18 protein-coding genes and 1 tRNA gene are annotated in these 18,740 nt (G+C 45.0%); 12 read left to right on the forward strand and 7 right to left on the reverse strand.

Going from position 1 to position 18,740, the window contains the following annotated elements; translation table 11 throughout:
* Nucleotides 1–49: 49 nt before the first annotated feature.
* From I4W93_RS12090 to ptuB, 6 genes are all read left to right on the forward strand, one after another.
* Nucleotides 50–1,267, forward strand: coding sequence for a hypothetical protein (locus I4W93_RS12090; RefSeq protein ID WP_205311534.1), 1,218 nt, complete (start codon nt 50–52; stop codon nt 1,265–1,267).
* A 51-nt stretch (nt 1,268–1,318) separates the two neighbouring features.
* Nucleotides 1,319–1,603, forward strand: coding sequence for a hypothetical protein (locus I4W93_RS12095; protein WP_224673415.1), 285 nt, complete (start codon nt 1,319–1,321; stop codon nt 1,601–1,603).
* A 138-nt stretch (nt 1,604–1,741) separates the two neighbouring features.
* Nucleotides 1,742–2,011, forward strand: a complete 270-nt coding sequence (locus tag I4W93_RS12100) for a hypothetical protein (RefSeq protein ID WP_205311532.1) — start codon at nt 1,742–1,744, stop codon at nt 2,009–2,011.
* Nucleotides 2,012–2,528: 517 nt separating this feature from the next.
* Nucleotides 2,529–3,461, forward strand: coding sequence for a retron St85 family RNA-directed DNA polymerase (locus I4W93_RS12105; RefSeq protein WP_205311531.1), 933 nt, complete (start codon nt 2,529–2,531; stop codon nt 3,459–3,461).
* Nucleotides 3,454–5,079, forward strand: coding sequence for a retron Ec78 anti-phage system effector ATPase PtuA (gene ptuA, locus I4W93_RS12110; RefSeq protein ID WP_205311530.1), 1,626 nt, complete (start codon nt 3,454–3,456; stop codon nt 5,077–5,079). The genes I4W93_RS12105 and ptuA overlap by 8 nt, the downstream gene beginning before the upstream one ends.
* 6 nt (nt 5,080–5,085) lie before the next feature.
* Nucleotides 5,086–5,754, forward strand: coding sequence for a retron Ec78 anti-phage system effector HNH endonuclease PtuB (ptuB, locus tag I4W93_RS12115; RefSeq protein WP_205311529.1), 669 nt, complete (start codon nt 5,086–5,088; stop codon nt 5,752–5,754).
* Between the two features lie 284 nt (nt 5,755–6,038).
* Here ptuB and I4W93_RS12120 read toward each other — a convergent pair whose 3' ends face one another.
* Entirely contained in the window at nt 6,039–6,416 is a 378-nt protein-coding gene (locus tag I4W93_RS12120) for a hypothetical protein (RefSeq protein ID WP_205311528.1), read from the reverse strand.
* Between the two features lie 356 nt (nt 6,417–6,772).
* On the opposite strand from I4W93_RS12120, the gene I4W93_RS12125 reads away from it, so the two are divergent.
* Together I4W93_RS12125 and I4W93_RS12130 are read left to right on the forward strand one after the other, a co-directional pair.
* The gene (locus tag I4W93_RS12125) at nt 6,773–8,197 is read left to right on the forward strand and encodes a hypothetical protein (RefSeq protein WP_205311527.1); all 1,425 of its coding nucleotides are present in this window, start codon (nt 6,773–6,775) and stop codon (nt 8,195–8,197) included.
* Nucleotides 8,198–8,222: 25 nt separating this feature from the next.
* On the forward strand, nt 8,223–9,068 hold the full coding sequence (locus I4W93_RS12130) for a hypothetical protein (RefSeq protein WP_205311526.1): 846 nt from the start codon (nt 8,223–8,225) through the stop codon (nt 9,066–9,068).
* A gap of 277 nt (nt 9,069–9,345) precedes the next feature.
* On the opposite strand, the gene I4W93_RS12135 is transcribed toward I4W93_RS12130, so the two are convergent.
* From I4W93_RS12135 to rpsU, 4 genes are all read right to left on the reverse strand, one after another.
* Nucleotides 9,346–9,422 (reverse strand) — tRNA-Ile (locus tag I4W93_RS12135).
* Nucleotides 9,423–9,735: 313 nt separating this feature from the next.
* Nucleotides 9,736–11,577, reverse strand: a complete 1,842-nt coding sequence (rpoD, locus tag I4W93_RS12140; protein WP_205311525.1) for an RNA polymerase sigma factor RpoD — start codon at nt 11,575–11,577, stop codon at nt 9,736–9,738.
* A gap of 84 nt (nt 11,578–11,661) precedes the next feature.
* On the reverse strand, nt 11,662–13,416 hold the full coding sequence (gene dnaG / locus I4W93_RS12145) for a DNA primase (protein ID WP_205311524.1): 1,755 nt from the start codon (nt 13,414–13,416) through the stop codon (nt 11,662–11,664).
* 169 nt (nt 13,417–13,585) lie between these two features.
* On the reverse strand, nt 13,586–13,801 hold the full coding sequence (gene rpsU, locus I4W93_RS12150; protein WP_027671378.1) for a 30S ribosomal protein S21: 216 nt from the start codon (nt 13,799–13,801) through the stop codon (nt 13,586–13,588).
* A gap of 180 nt (nt 13,802–13,981) precedes the next feature.
* Here rpsU and tsaD point away from each other — a divergent pair, with 180 nt between their 5' ends.
* Nucleotides 13,982–14,995 carry a tRNA (adenosine(37)-N6)-threonylcarbamoyltransferase complex transferase subunit TsaD gene (tsaD, locus tag I4W93_RS12155; protein ID WP_205311523.1) on the forward strand — a complete coding sequence of 338 codons (1,014 nt, stop codon included), beginning with the start codon at nt 13,982–13,984 and terminating at the stop codon, nt 14,993–14,995.
* 54 nt (nt 14,996–15,049) lie between these two features.
* On the opposite strand, the gene plsY is transcribed toward tsaD, so the two are convergent.
* A complete protein-coding gene (plsY, locus tag I4W93_RS12160; protein WP_205311522.1) occupies nt 15,050–15,655 on the reverse strand; it encodes a glycerol-3-phosphate 1-O-acyltransferase PlsY in 606 nt (201 codons plus the stop codon).
* Between the two features lie 138 nt (nt 15,656–15,793).
* On the opposite strand from plsY, the gene folB reads away from it, so the two are divergent.
* The 3 genes from folB to I4W93_RS12175 are packed head-to-tail and all read left to right on the forward strand — an operon-like array spanning nt 15,794 to nt 17,439.
* Nucleotides 15,794–16,147 carry a dihydroneopterin aldolase gene (gene folB / locus I4W93_RS12165; RefSeq protein WP_205311521.1) on the forward strand — a complete coding sequence of 118 codons (354 nt, stop codon included), beginning with the start codon at nt 15,794–15,796 and terminating at the stop codon, nt 16,145–16,147.
* Nucleotides 16,147–16,632, forward strand: a complete 486-nt coding sequence (gene folK, locus I4W93_RS12170; RefSeq protein ID WP_205311520.1) for a 2-amino-4-hydroxy-6-hydroxymethyldihydropteridine diphosphokinase — start codon at nt 16,147–16,149, stop codon at nt 16,630–16,632. Before folB ends, folK begins: the two co-directional genes overlap by 1 nt.
* 3 nt (nt 16,633–16,635) lie before the next feature.
* Nucleotides 16,636–17,439, forward strand: a complete 804-nt coding sequence (locus I4W93_RS12175; RefSeq protein WP_205311519.1) for an undecaprenyl-diphosphate phosphatase — start codon at nt 16,636–16,638, stop codon at nt 17,437–17,439.
* Here I4W93_RS12175 and I4W93_RS12180 read toward each other — a convergent pair.
* The gene (locus I4W93_RS12180) at nt 17,436–18,659 is read right to left on the reverse strand and encodes a multifunctional CCA addition/repair protein (protein WP_205311518.1); all 1,224 of its coding nucleotides are present in this window, start codon (nt 18,657–18,659) and stop codon (nt 17,436–17,438) included. The genes I4W93_RS12175 and I4W93_RS12180 overlap by 4 nt on opposite strands.
* Between the last annotated feature and the right edge of the window lie 81 nt (nt 18,660–18,740).

The following is an 18,740-nucleotide window of genomic DNA, read 5'->3' on the forward strand; positions in this document are numbered from 1 at the left end:
CGTCCTGAAGTAGATTCAGGCAAGTAATGAGAAGTGTTGGAGATTTTTAATGGATTGTTTTAATAAACGTTTTGGCTTAACCGCACTGGCTACCGTCTTTTTGGTGGCAGGCTGTGCCAGCAATCAGACTATGGTTAAAGAGATAAAGCCTGTGGCAGAAAAGATTGTCTCTGATCGTGAGATATTCGCAATGCTTGATGTGACTCCTGAAGGGCGCTATTACTTTCGTGATTTTACTTTTAGCGGTACGCATAATTTTATCAGTCTGAACACCTTACAACATTACATCAGAACTGAATCCGTTAAGTGTGGGGACGCTATTGATTCGGAAGCCCAAAAGGCGGTCGCAGATCCTGAGTGTAAGCAGGATAAGTTAGCAATGTTTAGAGTCAGAGATAGCACCAACAACAGTATTAGCTTCGACGAAGAATTGTTTGAAAAAGCCTTGGCTGAAGCTTTGGTAGCGCAACCTAGGGAGCAGCTGATTGCTGAGTTTAATAACATATACCAATTAGTACCAAAATTTCGTGCTGACAAGAAAGCGGAATATGATAAACGTTGGAATGACTTAAACACTAAGCTACAAGAAGCACTTGTCGTGAATGACAATAGTCAGTTATACGATGGTAAGCCTAACGCCTATATCTTTGAACGAAATCCAATTGAAGAGCATTTCTGGATTAAATTTAAATGGCAATCAGCGAGTGATTTCAGAGTTAAACTTCAGGAAGAAGTGAGCAATCATTATGCAAATTCTCGCCTGACTTTACGTTGTGACAGATTAGATTCATTTCATCATACCATTTCTGGTTGTGACCAGAAGTGGGGGATGACGGATAAGCTTGAAGTTAAACCCGTTGTTTATGAGATAGATACTGTAAGAAACTATGGTTATGCACCGACGTTTAATGCATCGGATGTACATGTCTCAGCTGTGACAGACCGACATGGCGTAATGAGCTTGACCAATTTAACCGATTATTATGTGACAATTGACAGTCTGTCACTTTATGTCGGAGACGAAATTAAAAACTTATCAAACTTGAACTTGTCGTTGCCCCCCAGATCAATCAGTAAAGACTTAAAGCTGAGTAAATACAGTATTTTCTCTAGAAAATCATTTAACAATATTAGAAAAGCTGATTTGGTTAAAAGCATAAATATCGGTATGGCAATCAAGTATAAGGTAGCGGATATCAATGTGGAAAAAACATTATTCAAAACCGGTGACACTAGATACAAAGATATGCCAGGTTGGGTGATCTAAATGTTGAGGCTGTATTTCCTGACAAGCATGAGCTAATAGGACGTGGCGTGCATGAGAGGCATTAAAACATTAGGTTGTGAGCTGATAGGCGCTTTAGTTGTGGTGGCAATGTTTAGTCCACTGGCAAATATGCTGATGCATGAACCTGATAAAGATAAAGCGGTGTATCTGCTGTTTCTAATCAGCGTAATTGATACCTGTGGCATGATTGGCTATGCCGCTTATAACATACACGCAAAGCGGCGTGGCCATGATGTCGTGAATGCGCTGATTTACCCACTGGTGTATGCACCTTTAGCAGCCTGCTGGTATATCAGGCGCTATCTAAACAGATAGCAAAATTCAAAAGGTTGTCCTCGAAAGGCCCCGGCATAAAAACCGGGGTTTTTCATTTTTATTCGCTGTAAAACACAAAAATTCCGCCTGGTAGGAGCGCATCTATTTCTGACTGCAACTTAAATATAGGAAATAGAAATGAATACATGTATTAAAACGCTCAGTCAGCAAGTGGAACTAGCTATGGTGGTGCTGCAAAACGTGTTTATGGTTGACGAAGCTGTCTACGGGGCAGGGCAGATGGACTTGTTTCAGCAGGACATAGATAAGCTCAGGATAAACGATGTATCGACCAGGCTTTATAAAATGACCAAAGACGCCAATTTTGTAGAAGGGTTTGCAACCTTTCTCGAGACGATGTTGATACAGGCTATAGAGAGTGGCGCTGATAATGTAGACGACTTCTAAGTCGTCTACATCGTGAATTTAATTGGTCTTAATTGAGCGAATATTAGCTGTTCAGAGCAGTTGCTCCTGAAAAAAGAATGTTGTTTTGATGCTTTAATCACCGGGCAGGTCGTCAGGGGATTTAAAGTCTGGTGATTACTGGTCGAAAATTTAGTCTGATACTGGCATTCTTATGTCCTTTCAGGTACACAGGTAGAATGCCGCTTACAGAGATTTTTTACACCCTGGTATTTGCTCATCTATAACGGGAAATGTGAATTTGTGAGAAAAGCTTCTCTTAGCCAATTCAAAAATTGTAGCATTTAACAGGCTGATGTACACTTATGAGGCTCTTTAGCTTAGGACGACATTCGTCTAGTCGGGTGTTTAGCCAGACTCTAATTTATTGAACGACTTTATGGTTGCGATATGTTCGCAACCGTCTTTCGTTCCTCAAGAAGGTTGCGAACATATCGCTTCCTCTAGTAAAGAGCAAAGCCCATTAGCATTGCTCGTGGGCTTTTTTTTGGACTGAATAATGGAATTTATAGCTACACTAGCTGCCAAATTAAGCAAAAGCGAACCAGAAGTGGTCAGCTTTTTAGCTAGCGCACCACTAAAATACAAAGTGTACACCATTCCAAAACGCACATCTGGACATCGCGTCATAGCCCAACCTTCGCGTGAATTAAAAGAATACCAGCGTACTTTTCTATCGATATATAAGCTAAAGATTCACAGTGCAGCGATGGCCTACAGAGAAGGACTGAGTATTAAAGATAATGCTCAAGCGCACTGTAAAAACCGCTATCTATTAAAAATTGACCTAAAAAACTTTTTTAATTCAATCTCTAACGAACTATTCTGGAACGTCTGGCAGCAACATTATACTCTCCCGGCCAAACGTGAAAAGGTACTAATGGAGCGGCTTTTATTTTGGTCTCCAAGTAAGTCTTCAAAGGGGAAACTAATACTCAGTATTGGAGCACCCAGCTCTCCATTGATATCTAATTTTTTTATGTACCAGTTTGATGAGTTAGTCACTCAACAATGTGAAACACTCAATATCACTTATACACGTTATGCAGACGATCTCACTTTCTCAACGAATGAGAAGGATATTCTGTTTGATATTCCTAAAGCAGTAACCGAATTTCTAACCTTGTTATTTGGAAATTCGATGATTATTAACAGGAGAAAGACGGTTTTCTCTTCGATGGCCCATAATCGCCATATTACCGGAATAACTATTAATAATAAGAGCGAGCTATCTTTGGGGCGCGAAAGGAAACGTTATATCAAACACTTAGTGCATCACTATCAAACTAAACAAATTGATCAAGAAACCATTTTGCAGCTAAAAGGATTGCTCGCATTTTCTAGTCATATTGAGCCGGATTTTATTAAGCGATTGGAAGCAAAGTATTCATCCGCTGTGATATCTCAAATATTTGAGGAACAAAATGGATAATCAACACAAGAACTTCAGAAAAGCTATTAAGAATTTGAAAAGCAATGCAGAAAAAGGAAACTTGCTTTCAATGTTTCAACTTTTTGAGAGCTATAGCTCAGGTAAAAATGTTGAGGCAGCAAGCGACGAGTTGTCAAAAAAATATTTTGAAATGATCGTAGACGACTTATCTAAGTCATATTTCAGTATTGATAGCATTAGGCTCTATGACTTTAGACGATTTGAGGATTTTGAGATCCAATTCGATAGTAATATTACAGTTATCATCGGTGACAACGGAGCAGGTAAAACCAGTATTACTGAAGCAATAGCGAAACTACTTAGTTGGTTTAGCCATAACTTGGTCAAAAGTAATGTGAATGGGAAGAAAATTCACGAGTCAGACATAAATGTAAATTGTGAGAGTTATTCAGAAATTGTTGGGAGATTTAAATTGGGCGATAAAAGTCCGATGGATATCTCACTGGCACTCCCTATTCAGGGATACGCTGGCAGTATTTCTAGTTCTGTCGCTCAATCTAAGCTCATGGGGGATATGTATAGAGAAGTCGCTTCAAAGAAAGTGATCGAACTACCATTTTTTGCATTTTATTCAGTCGAAAGATCAAATGTCAGATTGCCCAAATTCTCATCAGACAAGACTTTTTCCGATCTTTCAAACTCTCGTTTTAATGCACTGAGGGATGGCCTAGAAGCTAGCACTCAACTTGAAGAATTTTCGAGAAGATATATAGAGCTTTACAATTTGGCTGAAGGGGAAATGTCACCAGAAGTAGCTGAAAAGAAGAGGAATATATCCTACTTAGAAAATTTAATAGAGAAGCTGAGTAAAGGGAAATCCTTAATCGAAAACAGTGAATTGGTTGATGAATTAAAGTCTGCAAAAAGTGAATTAGCAGCTTTGATGGGTAACCAATCTGTTAGGTACTCACTTATGCTTCAAAAGGTAAACTTAGCAATAGAGACACTAGTGCCTGATGTCAGAAAATTGCAAGTTGATAGAAGCACCGGAAACCAGAGAATACTGCTTGAAAATTTTGGTAATACCGTAAATGTTACCCAGTTGTCACAGGGCCAGAAATCGCTGTTAGCGTTGTCTGGAGATCTGGCTTTAAGGTTAGTCACATTAAATCCAGATTCACCTAATGCGTTACATACAAATGGTGTTGTTTTAATAGATGAAATAGAGCTTCACCTTCATCCAAAATGGCAGCAAGAAGTTGTTTTGGGTCTTCAGAAAACATTCCCGAATATTCAATTTATTCTCACAACGCACAGCCCACAGGTTCTATCAACAGTTGATAAAAAATGCATTCGCCAGATTTGCGTTGATGATAACGGTCAATTGACTGTCATTACACCAAGATTTCAGACTAAAGGTGTTACAAGCGCTGATATTCTTATCCGAATAATGGAGACAAATTCAACGCCAGAAAAACTTGAAGAGGCCGGTTGGCTAAATGATTTTTCAAGATATTTACAAGCAGGTGATCAAGTTTCCTTAGAGAGAGTTTTCACTAGAATAAAAACGCATTTTGGAAATGACCATCCTGTGGTATCAGACTGCGAAAGTCAGATACGCATAAGGGAAATGAAGGCCCGGTTGCAGAGAGACTAATTGACGATGAGAAAGTTAAATAGACCTCAACCCGCTCCAACAGCACTGGGAAATTATAATCACCAAACCCATGACTGGACTTCAAGAAAGCCAAGCAAAGCGTGTCGTGTTGAGATCTGGCAAAAATTTGAGGCGATGCAAGGTAGGTTTTGTGCGTTTTGCGAACGCATTACTTGTCAAGGTACTGGGCATATTGAGCATTTTTTCCACAAAGGCCAGAAACCTGATGGCTCTGCGCCATATAAGCATTTAACTTTCGTATGGGATAACCTATTTGGATGCTGCGGTGTCTCAACTAGCAATACATGTGGTCATTACAAAGATCGGGAAGGTCCTCAAGGTCCCGGAGCATATGATCCGAATGATTTAATTAAGCCAGATAACGAAGACCCTTCTCTATTTTTCAGTTTTTTGGACACGGGCTTAGTTGAAGCAAAAGAAGGGCTCACAGAACAAAGTAAACATAGAGCAAATGAAACCATTAGGGTCTTGAACTTAACCGCGCTGAATGGTGAAAGGAAAAGGCAAATAGACATCTTTAAGAAAGAACTTAAAGAGCTAGCCGAAATTAGTGATGGGCTATCTATTGCTGAGCTAAACCAAGAGTTGGACAGAATTAAAAACCAAATTCGACAACAAGAGTATCAAACGGCTGTTATAAATTCTTTGTTTTAAACGTATCTATCTAAATACTAATACCTTCGAAACATAAAATTTATAACCTCCAGATAGATTAAAGTTTGGTTGTTCTTAACAAAGAACTTAATTTTGACCAAGTTATCAATCTGGACTAGACCGACTGAGACTATAGAACCATTCATTTACCGCTTTCTGAAAAAAGCAGTGATTTGGCGACTGCCATTAGTATCTCTGGCTTCTGGCGCATAGCAGCCAGATGGAATAATATCCTAGCCAGTTGGTGTAGTGTAGAAGAAACGGCGGGATTCCCCGCCGTTAGGTTAACGCTTCGTCATAATGTCCCAGTAATACATAGCCACTTCCATATAGATATCCGGCGGTAAGCCGAATATGGCCTCAAAATCATCCGCATGCTGTATACAGAACTCAGCAATCTCTGCTGAGCAAGCTGACAATACCCGGTACATCTCGTCACACTCAAGGTATTGCGCAGCGCAGTGTCTGTCACGCAGCGATTTGCTGATGCTGATACCCAGGTTACGCCCGGCTTTGTCGCGATGTAGGTAGATATAGTCCTCAAATATCGGTTCGCTTCCGCTGCCTTTCTTCGTATTAGCCATTAGTAAATACGTAGAGGCATCATCCCATGGTGACTTGCTAGCCCGCTGGTATACCCGTATAGCACTACTGTTATCCATTGTGTGGTCCTCATTTTTAAAATTACATGCCTCATGAGTAACTAGGAACAACACACAAAAATTTTCCGCACTTTTGAAAAAAATTTTTATCCTAAAAACACTTGGCTGAAAAAGATATTTTAAATCAGGTAGATATGTTCATTTTGCAAATGCTTAGTAATTTAGGTGATTTGAAGATCTTGTTGTTAGCATTATTTCTGACGGCAAAAGCAGGAACCTTGAGCCTTTATTTCAGACTGGGAGGTCACTAAGCGCTAAGAGGTTGTGTGTTGTTAAGCATGGGGTCTACAGCAAGAGCATATGATGGAGCTTCTGATATCAGAAGCTCTGGCTTTGCTGCGCCCCCAGGTAAACGGATGGCTGCGTTTGTAACCTTAACTGAAGCGGTAGGAATTCTGGGTTTCGATAGGAAGTTCATCTTATATTGGCTTAAAGAAAGAAATATAGTCCCCGTCGATTACTTGTTTGCAGATGAACCGCTGTTTTGGCGGCATAAATTAGTTGATTTAGTTGAAAGCCGTGACCCCGACAAGATTAAGTCGGATGCATACAATCAACCATTTCCGTCCAGCAGCTTGGAATCAGTTGGTTGCGATAATAAAGTTTTAAACAATGCTACGGTTGGGCTTTCATCAGCGCATTACGACGTTCGGGAGCAAAATCCCGCTCCGGCAGGTCCCGCCAATATTGACGGTACTGCGGATGCTAAGGTCGGGCGATTAGAACAGGCAGCACCTGCGGCTCGGGAAGCTGACGTTTCACAGGCAGAGCCATTAGTCAAAGCAGATGCTATGGTTCAAGCCGCTCCGTTGACTAAGCCAGCTCTTGTTACCCAGGCGGTTTCAATGATTCAAGGCGAGCCTGAAGTTCAGCCTGCTGATAAAGCTCAAGCTGCTACTAAGCGGCAAACCGAATTGTTTGCTGCGCCTGCTCCTGTAAAACAACCAGCCTTTTCGATTCAGGGTGACGCTACGGCCACGCCAGCTCCTCCGGTGAAGGCGGATGCTAAGGCTCAAGTTAGACCAATAGTTCAGCTTTCACCTGCAACGCAAGCTGCTGCTGCGATTCAGCCTGAAGCCGCAGCCACACCAGCTCCTCCGGTGAAGGCGGATGCTGAGGCTCAAGTTAGACCGATAATTCAGCCTTCTCCTGCAGTACATACTGCTTCTGTGGTTCAACCTGCGCCGTTTAATCAGAATGAACCTGTTGCACAGACCGCTTCTATGGCTCTATCCGAGCCTGAAATTCAGCATGCTGGTGAAGTTGCTGCAGAGGGTAAAGATGTTTCAGTAACTCAGAACGATCCTGATGCACAAACTGCTGCTGTGGTAACAGCTGAAAATAGCGTTGACCACCTGGCAAGTGCTGAGCAATTCAAACTTTTCTTAAAATCATTACCGCAGGGTACTCATTCAGTGCCGGGGTATAAATACATTAGAGCTAGGGTGAACCAGAAAAGTACGGTGATTGAGATTGTTGTAAAGGGTAAGCCGAATAACCATAGACATACTTTACTCACCCATCAGAAACTCACTGAGTTCGACGATCAGGTTTTAACCTTCGCCATAGAGTCATATCGCAATTTTTTAAGGCAATACAAAGCCAAGCCAATTTTCGGAATAATCAATTGGCTGCCGCATGCAGTAAGAACACGTATTACAACACCGAAGCAGCTGTTGTTGTTTGAACTCGAGCATAAAGATTGGACTTCTAAAGACACTAAGCGCAAAGCGAGAAATATATTTAAACGTTACTTTAACTGTAAAGAGGGGGGACCTTGACTTACGCGATGCTAAAACATGCCATTTGGAAGCTATCTTTGTCGACAAAGCTGCAAAAAGTGATACGCCTTCTGACCGGGATGAATTAGTTAAACGCCTGAAAGCTGCCTTAAATTTTGCTTATGATCATCCTAATGTTGAAAAACTTGAATTTGGCAGGTCGATTGAGAACCTTCGCAGAAACAGAGAGAGTTATCAACACTTGCCAAACTTAAAAACATACGTCAGTTACTTATGTAGAGCAGTTGAGTTAGGGTTATTTGATTTGGCTTTATTTATGACGCTGCAAGAGCAACTCTTTACCCGAGTGAACAAGTCGATTTTATTGAGGAAAAATGACATAAAGTTTGACGAGTGTTTAGTCAAGATATTAGGGCACGAACATAAAAACATCAAAACCGCCTACTATTACTTTCCGGTACAGTTAATTCCTTTGCTTCAGGCTGTTATCGATAAACGTAGCGTTGATCAGCAACAGCTAAACCCATTTTTATTCCCCTCTGTGGTTAAAGACACGGTAAGTAAAAGCCACTTTTATGACGATTTTCATTTAGTACGAGCTTCTCTGGTCGCTTCATCTGGGCAAAAATCAGGGGAGGAGTTTTGTGAGCAGAGAGTTGAGTTTAATAAGTTTACATTTCATCGCTTACGCAATTTGAACTTGGACTTGTTGCAAAAAATTAATGTATGGGAGGGGCAGGCAGAGAAGGCTTTTAACCGCAAGGTTAGTGATAAAGCGAAAGCATACGAAGATTTATCACCTCGTCGTCAGCGTGAATTTAAAAGCGAAAAATACAAATACATTGCGTCTAAATACCCAGAGTATGATGATGCAGTTAAACGTCTCATAGCCCATTACAGCTCGAATTAAAGTGTCTGCAATTCTATCTCCTTACTACACCACTAAGAAAACCGGACTTGTGACAGGGTCGGACTGCGAGAAAACATTCTTAAACCAATTTGTTTGGTTTTTTCTTATGCTTGTATTGGTGTTAACCAGCCCAAACTACACTGGCAACAGCTACGTAGAATACAAAGTATTGGACAAAAACGAATGCATGATTAAGATACAGGGTGTAAAAAAAGGTGTAAAAAAATTTGCTGAAATCGCTACAGGCCTTGATTTTAAAGGCTTGCAGGGTAGGGGATGGTGGCCCCAGCTGGACTCGAACCAGCGACCGATCGATTATGAGTCGAGCGCTCTAACCAACTGAGCTATGGGGCCATGTGAAACTTTTTTTAAATTTGCCTGGGTACATCCTGTAGCTTCATTCCGGCTCAACTATCCACGGTCTCGCCTTCGTGTCTTTTGGCGTGACGTTAAGTCACCCCTCATCGCCTTGCGGCGACCGCCCCTCAGCCAACTGAGCTATGGGGGCCACTTGGAACTTTTGTAGCGGCAGGCAGTATAAAAACTTTTGCAGCCTTTGTCATCCGGCTTGTTAGGCTAAGTGCAGTTGACTGCTGCTTTTTTAAGCTTTATGTCCATTTAAATAGAAAAGGCGCGGTTAAGCGCCTTTTCTTGTCATTGCCAAATATTACTCGTCGAGGAAGCTTTTTAATACTTCTGAACGTGAAGGGTGGCGCAGTTTACGCAGCGCTTTGGCTTCAATTTGACGAATACGCTCACGCGTTACGTCAAACTGCTTGCCCACTTCTTCTAAGGTATGGTCGGTATTCATGTCGATACCAAAGCGCATACGTAGTACTTTAGCTTCGCGGGCGGTTAAACCGGCCAATACTTCATTGGTAGCGTTTTTCAAGCTCTCCATGGTAGCAGAGTCCAACGGTGATTCACCGGTGGCATCTTCGATAAAGTCTCCCAGATGCGAGTCTTCATCGTCACCAATCGGTGTTTCCATTGAAATAGGCTCTTTGGCGATTTTCAACACCTTGCGGATTTTATCTTCTGGCATTTGCATGCGCTCTGATAATTCTTCTGGTGATGGCTCGCGGCCCATTTCCTGCAACATCTGCCGGGAAATACGATTCAGCTTGTTGATGGTTTCAATCATATGCACCGGAATACGGATAGTGCGAGCCTGATCCGCGATAGAGCGGGTGATAGCTTGACGGATCCACCAGGTGGCATAGGTTGAAAATTTATAACCACGACGGTATTCAAACTTATCCACCGCTTTCATCAAGCCGATATTACCTTCCTGAATTAAATCAAGGAACTGTAAACCACGGTTGGTGTATTTTTTCGCGATAGAAATAACCAAACGTAAGTTAGCTTCAACCATCTCTTTTTTAGCTCGGCGGGCTTTGGCCTCACCAATCGACATGCGGCGGTTGATATCTTTAATTTTAAAGATACTTAAGCCGGTTTCTTCTTCTACTTTTTTTAGCTTTTCAATGCTGCGTACCAGCTCTTCCTGCATGTCTTGCAGTTTGGCGGAGTATGGCTTGTTGGCGGCAATTTCGGCACTTAACCAGGCAGTAGACGTTTCAGAACCAGTAAAAGCTTTAACGAAGTTTTTCTTCGGCATTTTAGCGTATTCAACGCAATGCTTCATTACTATGCGTTCTTGTACCCGCACGCGATCCATCATTTCGCGCATGTTTTTAACCAGGCGGTCAAATTGCTTTGGTACCAGGCGGAAACAACGGAATACTTCGCTTAATTTTTCAATTTCGACTTTGGTGGTTGCGTGTTCGCGGCCATTTTGTACGATAGAGTTACGGGTAACTTCGTACTGAGTACGCAGTTCACCAAACTTCTCACGCGCCATTTCTGGATCGGGGCCGGTGTCGCCGTCGTCAGAATCACCGTCTTCATCTTCGTCATCATCGCTGTCGTTGTCATCCAGCTGATCTTCCGGCACGTCAGAGCCGATATGGCTACCCGCTATTGGTGCTTCGTCAACGTCGTTCGGGTCAATAAAGGCAGTTACGATGTCACTTAAGCGGATTTCTTCAGCTTCGTATTTATCCCACTGCTCTAGCAGATAAGTGATAGCTTCAGGGTATTCGGCTACTGAGCTTTGTACTGTGTTGATACCGTCTTCAATCCGCTTGGCGATATCAATTTCGCCCTCGCGGGTTAACAGTTCAACGGTGCCCATTTCACGCATGTACATCCGTACCGGGTCGGTAGTGCGGCCCAGTTCTTTGTCCACGCTCACCAGAGCCTGAGCTGCCTCTTCCACGGCGTCTTCATCTGTGGTGGCATCTGTCATGATCAGATCATCGGCATCCGGGGCGGTTTCAAACACCTGGATCCCCATGTCATTGATCATGCGGATAATGTCTTCTATCTGATCAGAATCGATAATGTCTTGTGGCAGGTGATCATTCACCTCAGCAAAGGTCAGATACCCTTGCTCTTTACCTTTGATGATCAGGAGTTTTAACTGCGACTGAGGATTTTGCTCCATAGAGACTTATCTTCCACCAATTTGATTAATGTAAAATTGCGAACTAGCGATTATAACAAAGCGCGGCTTTTCTAGCCAGCCGCATTAGTTCACAAGCTTTGGTTTTTTGCTTTTCAGTGCTTGCAACAACAGTTTGTATTCGTGCCATTCGGCCTTGCTTAACTGCTGCAGCTTATCTTTTCTTTCCAGTGCTTCCAGCCGTTGTTGTAAATACTGATCCTCTATTGAGTGAAAAGTATCAACAAATTCTTGCGATAATTGCTCTTGCTCAATCTGGTGATCCCAGGCTGCCAGTGTCATTAAAATGCTGTGCTCGGGTAAATCACGCCAATGTTCTATCAATTGTGCTGTTGTTAAATCAGGCTGTTGTTGCAAGCGTTGCTGCAAAGACAGCAGTAAGCCAATACCGGGAATATTCGCCTCACCCAGTTCCGGCGCATCAGGCATCACCCTAGCTAAATTGGGGTACTGTAGCAATAAACCAATAGCGCGGCGCATCGGAGTTATTTTCATTGCGGCAGGTTTTACCCGGTTTGCCGCTCTACTAACTACTGTTTTGCTGCGTTCACGCGGCTTACCCAGCAGGTTTGCCAGTTTGTCGCTTAAACTATCACGATAAAATTCACTGGGTATTTGTTTGATAAGTTCTGCCGCTTTTACCGACAACGCCGATTTACCGGCATCGGTGGCGGGGTCAAACTCTTGCACTAAGTGCTCGAAAAAATACTGGTTCAGAGGTACGGCGTTGGCTATACGTTGCAAAAAAGTGTCTTTGCCTTCTTTCTGTACCAATGAATCCGGGTCTTCACCGTCGGGTAAAAATACAAAATTTAATTCTACGCCGTCTTTCAGTTGCGGCAGGGCACTTTGCAAAGCACGCCAGGCGGCATCGCGACCGGCACGGTCACCGTCGTAACAGCACACCACCTTCGGTGTATAGCGAAACAGCGTATGCATATGATCCGAGGTGGTGGCAGTGCCTAAGCAGGCTACCGCAAAGCGGATATCGTGCTCTGCCAGTGCAACCACATCCATGTAACCTTCAACCACCAGTATTTGTTCGACATGGCCAGGTTGTTGGCGTACCTCATACAGGCCATACAATTCGCGGCCTTTGTGAAACAACCGGCTTTCTGGTGAGTTTAAATACTTAGGTGTGCCATCACCCAGTACCCGGCCACCAAAGGCGATAACGCGGCCGCGCTTGTCGCGTATGGGAAACATCAAACGTTCGCGGAAAAAATCATACTCCCGGCCATTATCGTTACGGTTAATCAGCCGCAATTCAAACAACTGATCACGAAGGGCTTTGTTATTAGTTGGGCTTAGCCGTTTTAGTAAGTTATCCCAGCCGTCGGGCGCGTAGCCAATGGCAAAATCAGCCAGCGTCTTCGCCGTTAAGCCGCGCTTGGCGACATATTGCTGTACCATGGCGGCGTTTGGGTGGTTTTGCAGTTGCTGCTGATAAAATTCGGCGGCTTGCTGCATCAAGTGATAATCATCGGCTTGTGCTGCCGGGCGCTTTGGGCCCGTGCCTTGCTCGCGCGGTACTTCAAGATGATGCTGTTGCGCTAGTTCTTCAATGGCTTCAACAAATTCGAGTTGTTCAAATTCCATCATAAAGCTAATGGCATTGCCATGTGCACCACAACCAAAGCAATGGTAGAACTGTTTATCCTGACTAACGGTAAAAGACGGCGATTTTTCACTGTGGAACGGACAGCAGGCAGCGTAATTTCTACCGGCTTTTTTTAGCGGTACGCGTTGATCAATCAATTCAACGATGTCGGTACGGGCCAACAACTCGTCGATAAACTGTTTGGGGATTTGTCCTGCCACCTTTTTCCTTCGGCGTTATTCAGAAAAAGACAAACCGTGCCTTGCGGGCACGGTATGCAGATGTCGACTTTGCGCTGTTACATCGGGCTGATTTGCTGTTAGCATTGCTGGCATAATTTGCGCAGCAGGCAGCACCGGTGTCGCTAAGCGAGACTAAAACCCGTTAGGCTTAGTACAGCTTGATGCGACGTGCGTTTTCGCGAGACAGCTTCTTAGCATGACGCTTAACAGCTGCTGCTTTTTTACGCTTACGGATCCAAGTTGGCTTCTCGTAGAATTCTTTTGCGCGAACGTCAGCTAATACACCAGCTTTTTCGCAAGAGCGCTTGAAACGACGTAATGCTACGTCAAACGGTTCGTTTTCTTTTACTTTAACAACAGGCATTAAATTCTCACCTCAGGGCCAAATTGGTTATCTGTGAACCAATACGATTAAAAATGGTGCGGCATTTTACGCAAAAAGACAGGACGATGTAAAGCAGTTCTGCGATCTAAATCCGATCCTCTGGCTCTGAGTGACCTGAGCCGATACAATAGACGCCATTTTAGCGGATTTGAGACACAGATGCGAGTTTTAGGTATAGAAACATCATGCGATGAAACCGGCATTGCAATATATGATGATCAGCGCGGATTATTAAGCCATGTACTGTATAGCCAGATCCCTTTACATGCCGATTACGGTGGTGTAGTACCTGAGCTGGCATCGCGTGACCATATCCGCAAAACCATACCGTTAATTAAGCAAGCATTGCTCGAGGCAGACTGTACTGCCGCCGATATTGACGGCGTAGCCTACACTGCCGGCCCGGGGTTGGCTGGTGCGTTGCTGGTAGGTGCTGCTATCGGCCGTTCTTTGGCAATGGCCTGGAATAAGCCGGCACTGGCAGTGCATCATATGGAAGGCCATTTACTGGCGCCGATGCTGGAAGCTAATCCGCCTCAGTTTCCGTTTTTAGCGCTGTTGGTATCTGGTGGTCATACCCAGTTGGTGGGTGTTGAAGGTATCGGTCGCTATGAGCTATTGGGCGAGTCTATAGATGACGCTGCCGGTGAAGCCTTTGATAAAACCGCCAAGTTAATGGGGCTGGATTATCCTGGCGGGCCGTTGTTGGCTAAGCTGGCTACGCAGGGAGACAGTAAAAAGTATAAGTTTCCGCGGCCAATGACCGACCGGCCCGGCTTGGATTTCAGCTTTAGCGGTTTAAAAACCTCAGCGGCGAATGTCATAGCCAAAGAGGGCAGTAGTTCACAGGTGCAAGCCGATATCGCGGCCTCTTTTCAGCAGGCTGTGGTCGATACCTTAGTCATTAAATGTGAGCGGGCGCTGCAGCAAACCGGCTACAAACGCCTGGTGATTGCCGGCGGCGTGAGCGCCAATACGTCGCTACAGCAGCAATTAGCGCAGTTACTTAAGCGCCATGGCGGTGAGGTGTTTTATCCGCGTAAAGAGTTTTGCACTGATAATGGCGCCATGATAGCGCTGGCGGGGTATTACCGTTTAGCGGCGGGGCAGCAGCAGGATTTAACTATCGGCGTAACACCGCGCTGGCCAATGCAGCAGTTGCCGGCGGTTTAATGATGTACCGCGACAGTCAGCAGTGGGGGCTTCGGTTGCAACTCCCACTCTGGCTCACTCCCTGATCCGTTGGCTTTTATTCCAGACTTTACTTTCCTTACCTTGCCACAACCGGACGATATTATGGCGGTGGCGTAAAATAATCAGGATGCTCAACATTAGTACCGGAATAGTGTACAGCGGTTTAATAAACCAGGTGAAAAGCGGCGCCAAGCTTACGGTAACAATAGCCGCCAGCGAAGAGTAGCCGCTTAGAGCAACCAGAATAATCCAACTGAGGATGAGTAATCCTGCCAGATCCAAGCCAATTGGCATCATAGCGCCAAAGGCGGTGGCGACAGCTTTACCGCCTTTAAAGCCAAAAAAAAGCGGGAAAATATGTCCCAGGCAGGCAGCAATACCAATTAGCCCGAGGTATAGCGGTTCAATTTTTAAGAAATAGGAACCCCACACCGGAATAGTGCCTTTTAATATATCAAATACCAATACTAATACTGCTGGCAGTTTACCACCTAAACGCAGCACATTAGTGGCGCCGGGGTTGCAGGAACCATGTAAGCGGGGATCGGGTAAGCGAAACAGCTTACTAACCAGCACTGCCGACGAAATAGAGCCCAAAAGATAAGCGGCCAGCAGCATAATTCCAATCAGCGGGGTCATTAAGGCGGTTCCTCAGCACCAGTTTTTACGTTAAGATTGCAGCCTGATTCAAGGCCTGCAGAGTTTAGGGTTTTCGCGGTTTTTCCTATCCGACCAGCCTACCTGAAACGAGAAATAACGCAATGCGGATGTAACTGAATGGACATAGTTTTTATAAAACAGCTACAAGTTGATACCGTGATCGGTGTTTACGACTGGGAAAAAACCATTCAGCAACGCTTATTGCTTGATCTGGCACTAACAAGTGATCAGCGTGAAGCTGCGGCTAACGATGATATAAAACTCACGTTGGATTACGCTGTTATTGCAGAGAAAGTTACCACGCTGATTACTGCACAACCGATAGAATTGATTGAAACAGTGGCAGAGCGGGTGGCGCAGATGTTGTTAGCAGACTTTGCCACTTGTTCAGTTGATGTAACAGTAAGCAAACCCGGCGCAGTGCCTCAGGCACAAACTGTGGGTGTGCGTATTGTGCGGAGCCGCAGTTAATGGCGCAGATTTACATCAGTATCGGCAGCAACGCTAACCGGAGCTTTCATATTCAGGCGGCAGTAAGCGCCCTGATACAATACTTCGGCCCATTGCAGTTGTCGTCGGTATATGAAAGTGAAGCGGTCGGTTTTAACGGCGACCCGTTTTACAACATGGTAGCGGCTGCCAATACCGATTTGGCCATCGCAGACTGTGTCGCATTGTTTAAGCAAATTGAAGACAGTTATGGTCGAGACCGCACAGCGGCTAAGTTTAGCGGCCGTACCTTAGATTTAGATTTGTTAACCTATGACGATGTTATTTGCCAGCAACCGGTTGAACTACCACGGGCTGAAATTACCGAAAATGCTTTTGTGTTATGGCCGCTGGCCGAGCTTGCGCCAGAGGTTATCCATCCTGGCAGTGGCCAGAGTTACGCAGCATTGTGGCAGCAATACCCAAAACAGCAAAAAATATGGCCGGTGCCATTTAATTGGGAGTAAGCAGTGAGTACAGTGGAAGTTATTATTTTAGCTATTATTCAGGGGCTTACCGAGTTTTTACCTATTTCATCCTCTGCTCATCTCATTTTGCCCTCTGCTGTATTTGGATGGCAGGATCAGGGGCTAGTATTTGATGTTGCTGTGCATGTTGGCACCTTGCTAGCGGTAATGTTGTATTTTCGGCGTGATATCAGTCAGTTAACGCTGGGCTGGTTTCAGAGCCTGGCTGGTAAGCATAGCACCGAGAGTAAGCTGGCCTGGTGGGTGATATTAGCCACCATTCCGGCCGGTTTAGCTGGTTTACTGGCTGCTGATTTGATAGAGACCTTCCTGCGTTCGCCGTATGTTATCGCTATAACTACCATCGTATTTGGCTTAGCACTATGGCTGGCAGATGCCACGGCAAAGCAAGTGCAAAGCATGCAGCAGTTGAGCTGGAAGCAAGCGTTGTTAATTGGTATAGCGCAGGCTATCGCTTTGATCCCGGGGACGTCGCGCTCAGGTATTACCATGACGGCAGCGCTGATGCTGGGGCTGGACAGAGTCAGTGCTGCACGGTTTTCGTTTTTATTGTCTATTCCTATTATCATATTAAGCGGTGGCTATCAGGGCAGCAAATTGCTGGCAGAGCCCACCCACTATGATATTACCGCCATACTGCTGGGCACCGGTTTGTCTTTTGTCAGCGCTTTTATTTGTATTCACTTATTTTTAAAAGTTATAGAGCGCATGGGCATGTTACCGTTTGTTATTTACCGGCTGATATTGGGCGTCGTGTTGTTATTGGTATTAAACGGTGCTGTTTAAGTTGGCCACTGCAGTTTAGCGGCTTTTATTGCCGCTAAGCGCGAGCGCTGCAAGCCTTGCTTTATCGCTTCACCAGTTAAACCCTGCGCCACTAAGTCTTTAGCGTTTACCTGCCGGGCCGCTGTTGCCAGCGCTTGCAGGTAATTTGCCTGTGGATATTCGGCCTGTTCAAAGCCGGTGCGGCCGCGTAAGTCTGCCGTGCAGCTTAGCAATATTGCCTCTAAGCGTTCTGGCTTGCGCCACAGATCTATGGCATCAAACAGTTTTAATACCGTGCTGCTTTTTAATTCGCGGGCACGGTGTACCAGCTGATGGTACTCGCATACCAGCAAGGCCAGGTCGCGGCAATCATTCGGCACCCGTAACCTGTCACACAGCAGCTTAATTAGTGGCAAGCCTGTGTGTTCATGGCCATGATGCGAGGGCCACAACTCCGGCTTGGTAACGCCTTTGCCTAAATCATGCACCAGGGCGGCAAAGCGGATATCCAGCCGCGTTGATAAAACCGCGGCTTGCTGCAGCACCATTAAGGTATGCACGCCGGTGTCAATTTCCGGGTGCCATTGCGGTGGTTGGGGTACGCCCCACAGTGCTGACAGCTCCGGCATTAATACCTGCAAAGCGCCGGTATCGTAAAGTAATTGGAAGTAGGCCTGCGGTGTTTGTTCACTAAGCGCTTTGGCGGTTTCCTGCCACACCCGCTCGGGTGTTAGGGTGGTTAACTCGTCGCTTAGCTGCTGCATAAGTGCCAGGGTCTCAGCGGCAACGCTAAAACCCAAATGGGCATAACGGGCATAAAAGCGCGCTACCCTTAGCACGCGCAGTGGGTCTTCAGCAAAGGCGTTGGATACATGCCGCAGTATTTTATTTTTGATATCGGCCACGCCACCAAAGGGGTCAACTAAACTGCCATCATCGGCCTGGGCAATGGCGTTAATGGTTAAATCACGACGTAGCAAATCCTGTTCCAGCGTCACATCTGGTGCGGCATAAACGCTAAAGCCGGTATAGCCTTTACCGCTTTTGCGCTCAGTGCGGGCTAGCGCATGTTCTTCTTTGGTGTTGGGGTGCAAAAATACCGGAAAATCTTTACCGACTTGCTGATAGCCCAGATCCAGCATTTGCTGCGGTGTTGCGCCCACCACTACCCAGTCCCGTTCGTGAAACGGATAACCCAAAAGACTGTCGCGAACTGCACCACCTACCAGATATCGTTGCACCGGCTTTCCTGTTGCCAATTTTTTTGCCATTATACCCGTCGTCTTTCAAAATGCACGGTCGCAACACATGGCAGCGCCATC

It is taken from the genome of Rheinheimera maricola (assembly GCF_016918075.2).
GTDB lineage: Bacteria > Pseudomonadota > Gammaproteobacteria > Enterobacterales > Alteromonadaceae > Alishewanella > Alishewanella maricola_A.

Coding starts and splice junctions, on each gene's coding strand:
- I4W93_RS12090 (WP_205311534.1), top strand. CDS start 50: ATGGATTGTTTTAATAAACGTTTTGGCTTAACCGCACTGGCTACCGTC.
- I4W93_RS12095 (WP_224673415.1), top strand. CDS start 1,319: ATGAGAGGCATTAAAACATTAGGTTGTGAGCTGATAGGCGCTTTAGTT.
- I4W93_RS12100 (WP_205311532.1), top strand. CDS start 1,742: ATGAATACATGTATTAAAACGCTCAGTCAGCAAGTGGAACTAGCTATG.
- I4W93_RS12105 (WP_205311531.1), top strand. CDS start 2,529: ATGGAATTTATAGCTACACTAGCTGCCAAATTAAGCAAAAGCGAACCA.
- ptuA (WP_205311530.1), top strand. CDS start 3,454: ATGGATAATCAACACAAGAACTTCAGAAAAGCTATTAAGAATTTGAAA.
- ptuB (WP_205311529.1), top strand. CDS start 5,086: ATGAGAAAGTTAAATAGACCTCAACCCGCTCCAACAGCACTGGGAAAT.
- I4W93_RS12120 (WP_205311528.1), bottom strand. CDS start 6,416: ATGGATAACAGTAGTGCTATACGGGTATACCAGCGGGCTAGCAAGTCA.
- I4W93_RS12125 (WP_205311527.1), top strand. CDS start 6,773: ATGGCTGCGTTTGTAACCTTAACTGAAGCGGTAGGAATTCTGGGTTTC.
- rpoD (WP_205311525.1), bottom strand. CDS start 11,577: ATGGAGCAAAATCCTCAGTCGCAGTTAAAACTCCTGATCATCAAAGGT.
- rpsU (WP_027671378.1), bottom strand. CDS start 13,801: ATGCCTGTTGTTAAAGTAAAAGAAAACGAACCGTTTGACGTAGCATTA.
- tsaD (WP_205311523.1), top strand. CDS start 13,982: ATGCGAGTTTTAGGTATAGAAACATCATGCGATGAAACCGGCATTGCA.
- plsY (WP_205311522.1), bottom strand. CDS start 15,655: ATGACCCCGCTGATTGGAATTATGCTGCTGGCCGCTTATCTTTTGGGC.
- folB (WP_205311521.1), top strand. CDS start 15,794: ATGGACATAGTTTTTATAAAACAGCTACAAGTTGATACCGTGATCGGT.
- folK (WP_205311520.1), top strand. CDS start 16,147: ATGGCGCAGATTTACATCAGTATCGGCAGCAACGCTAACCGGAGCTTT.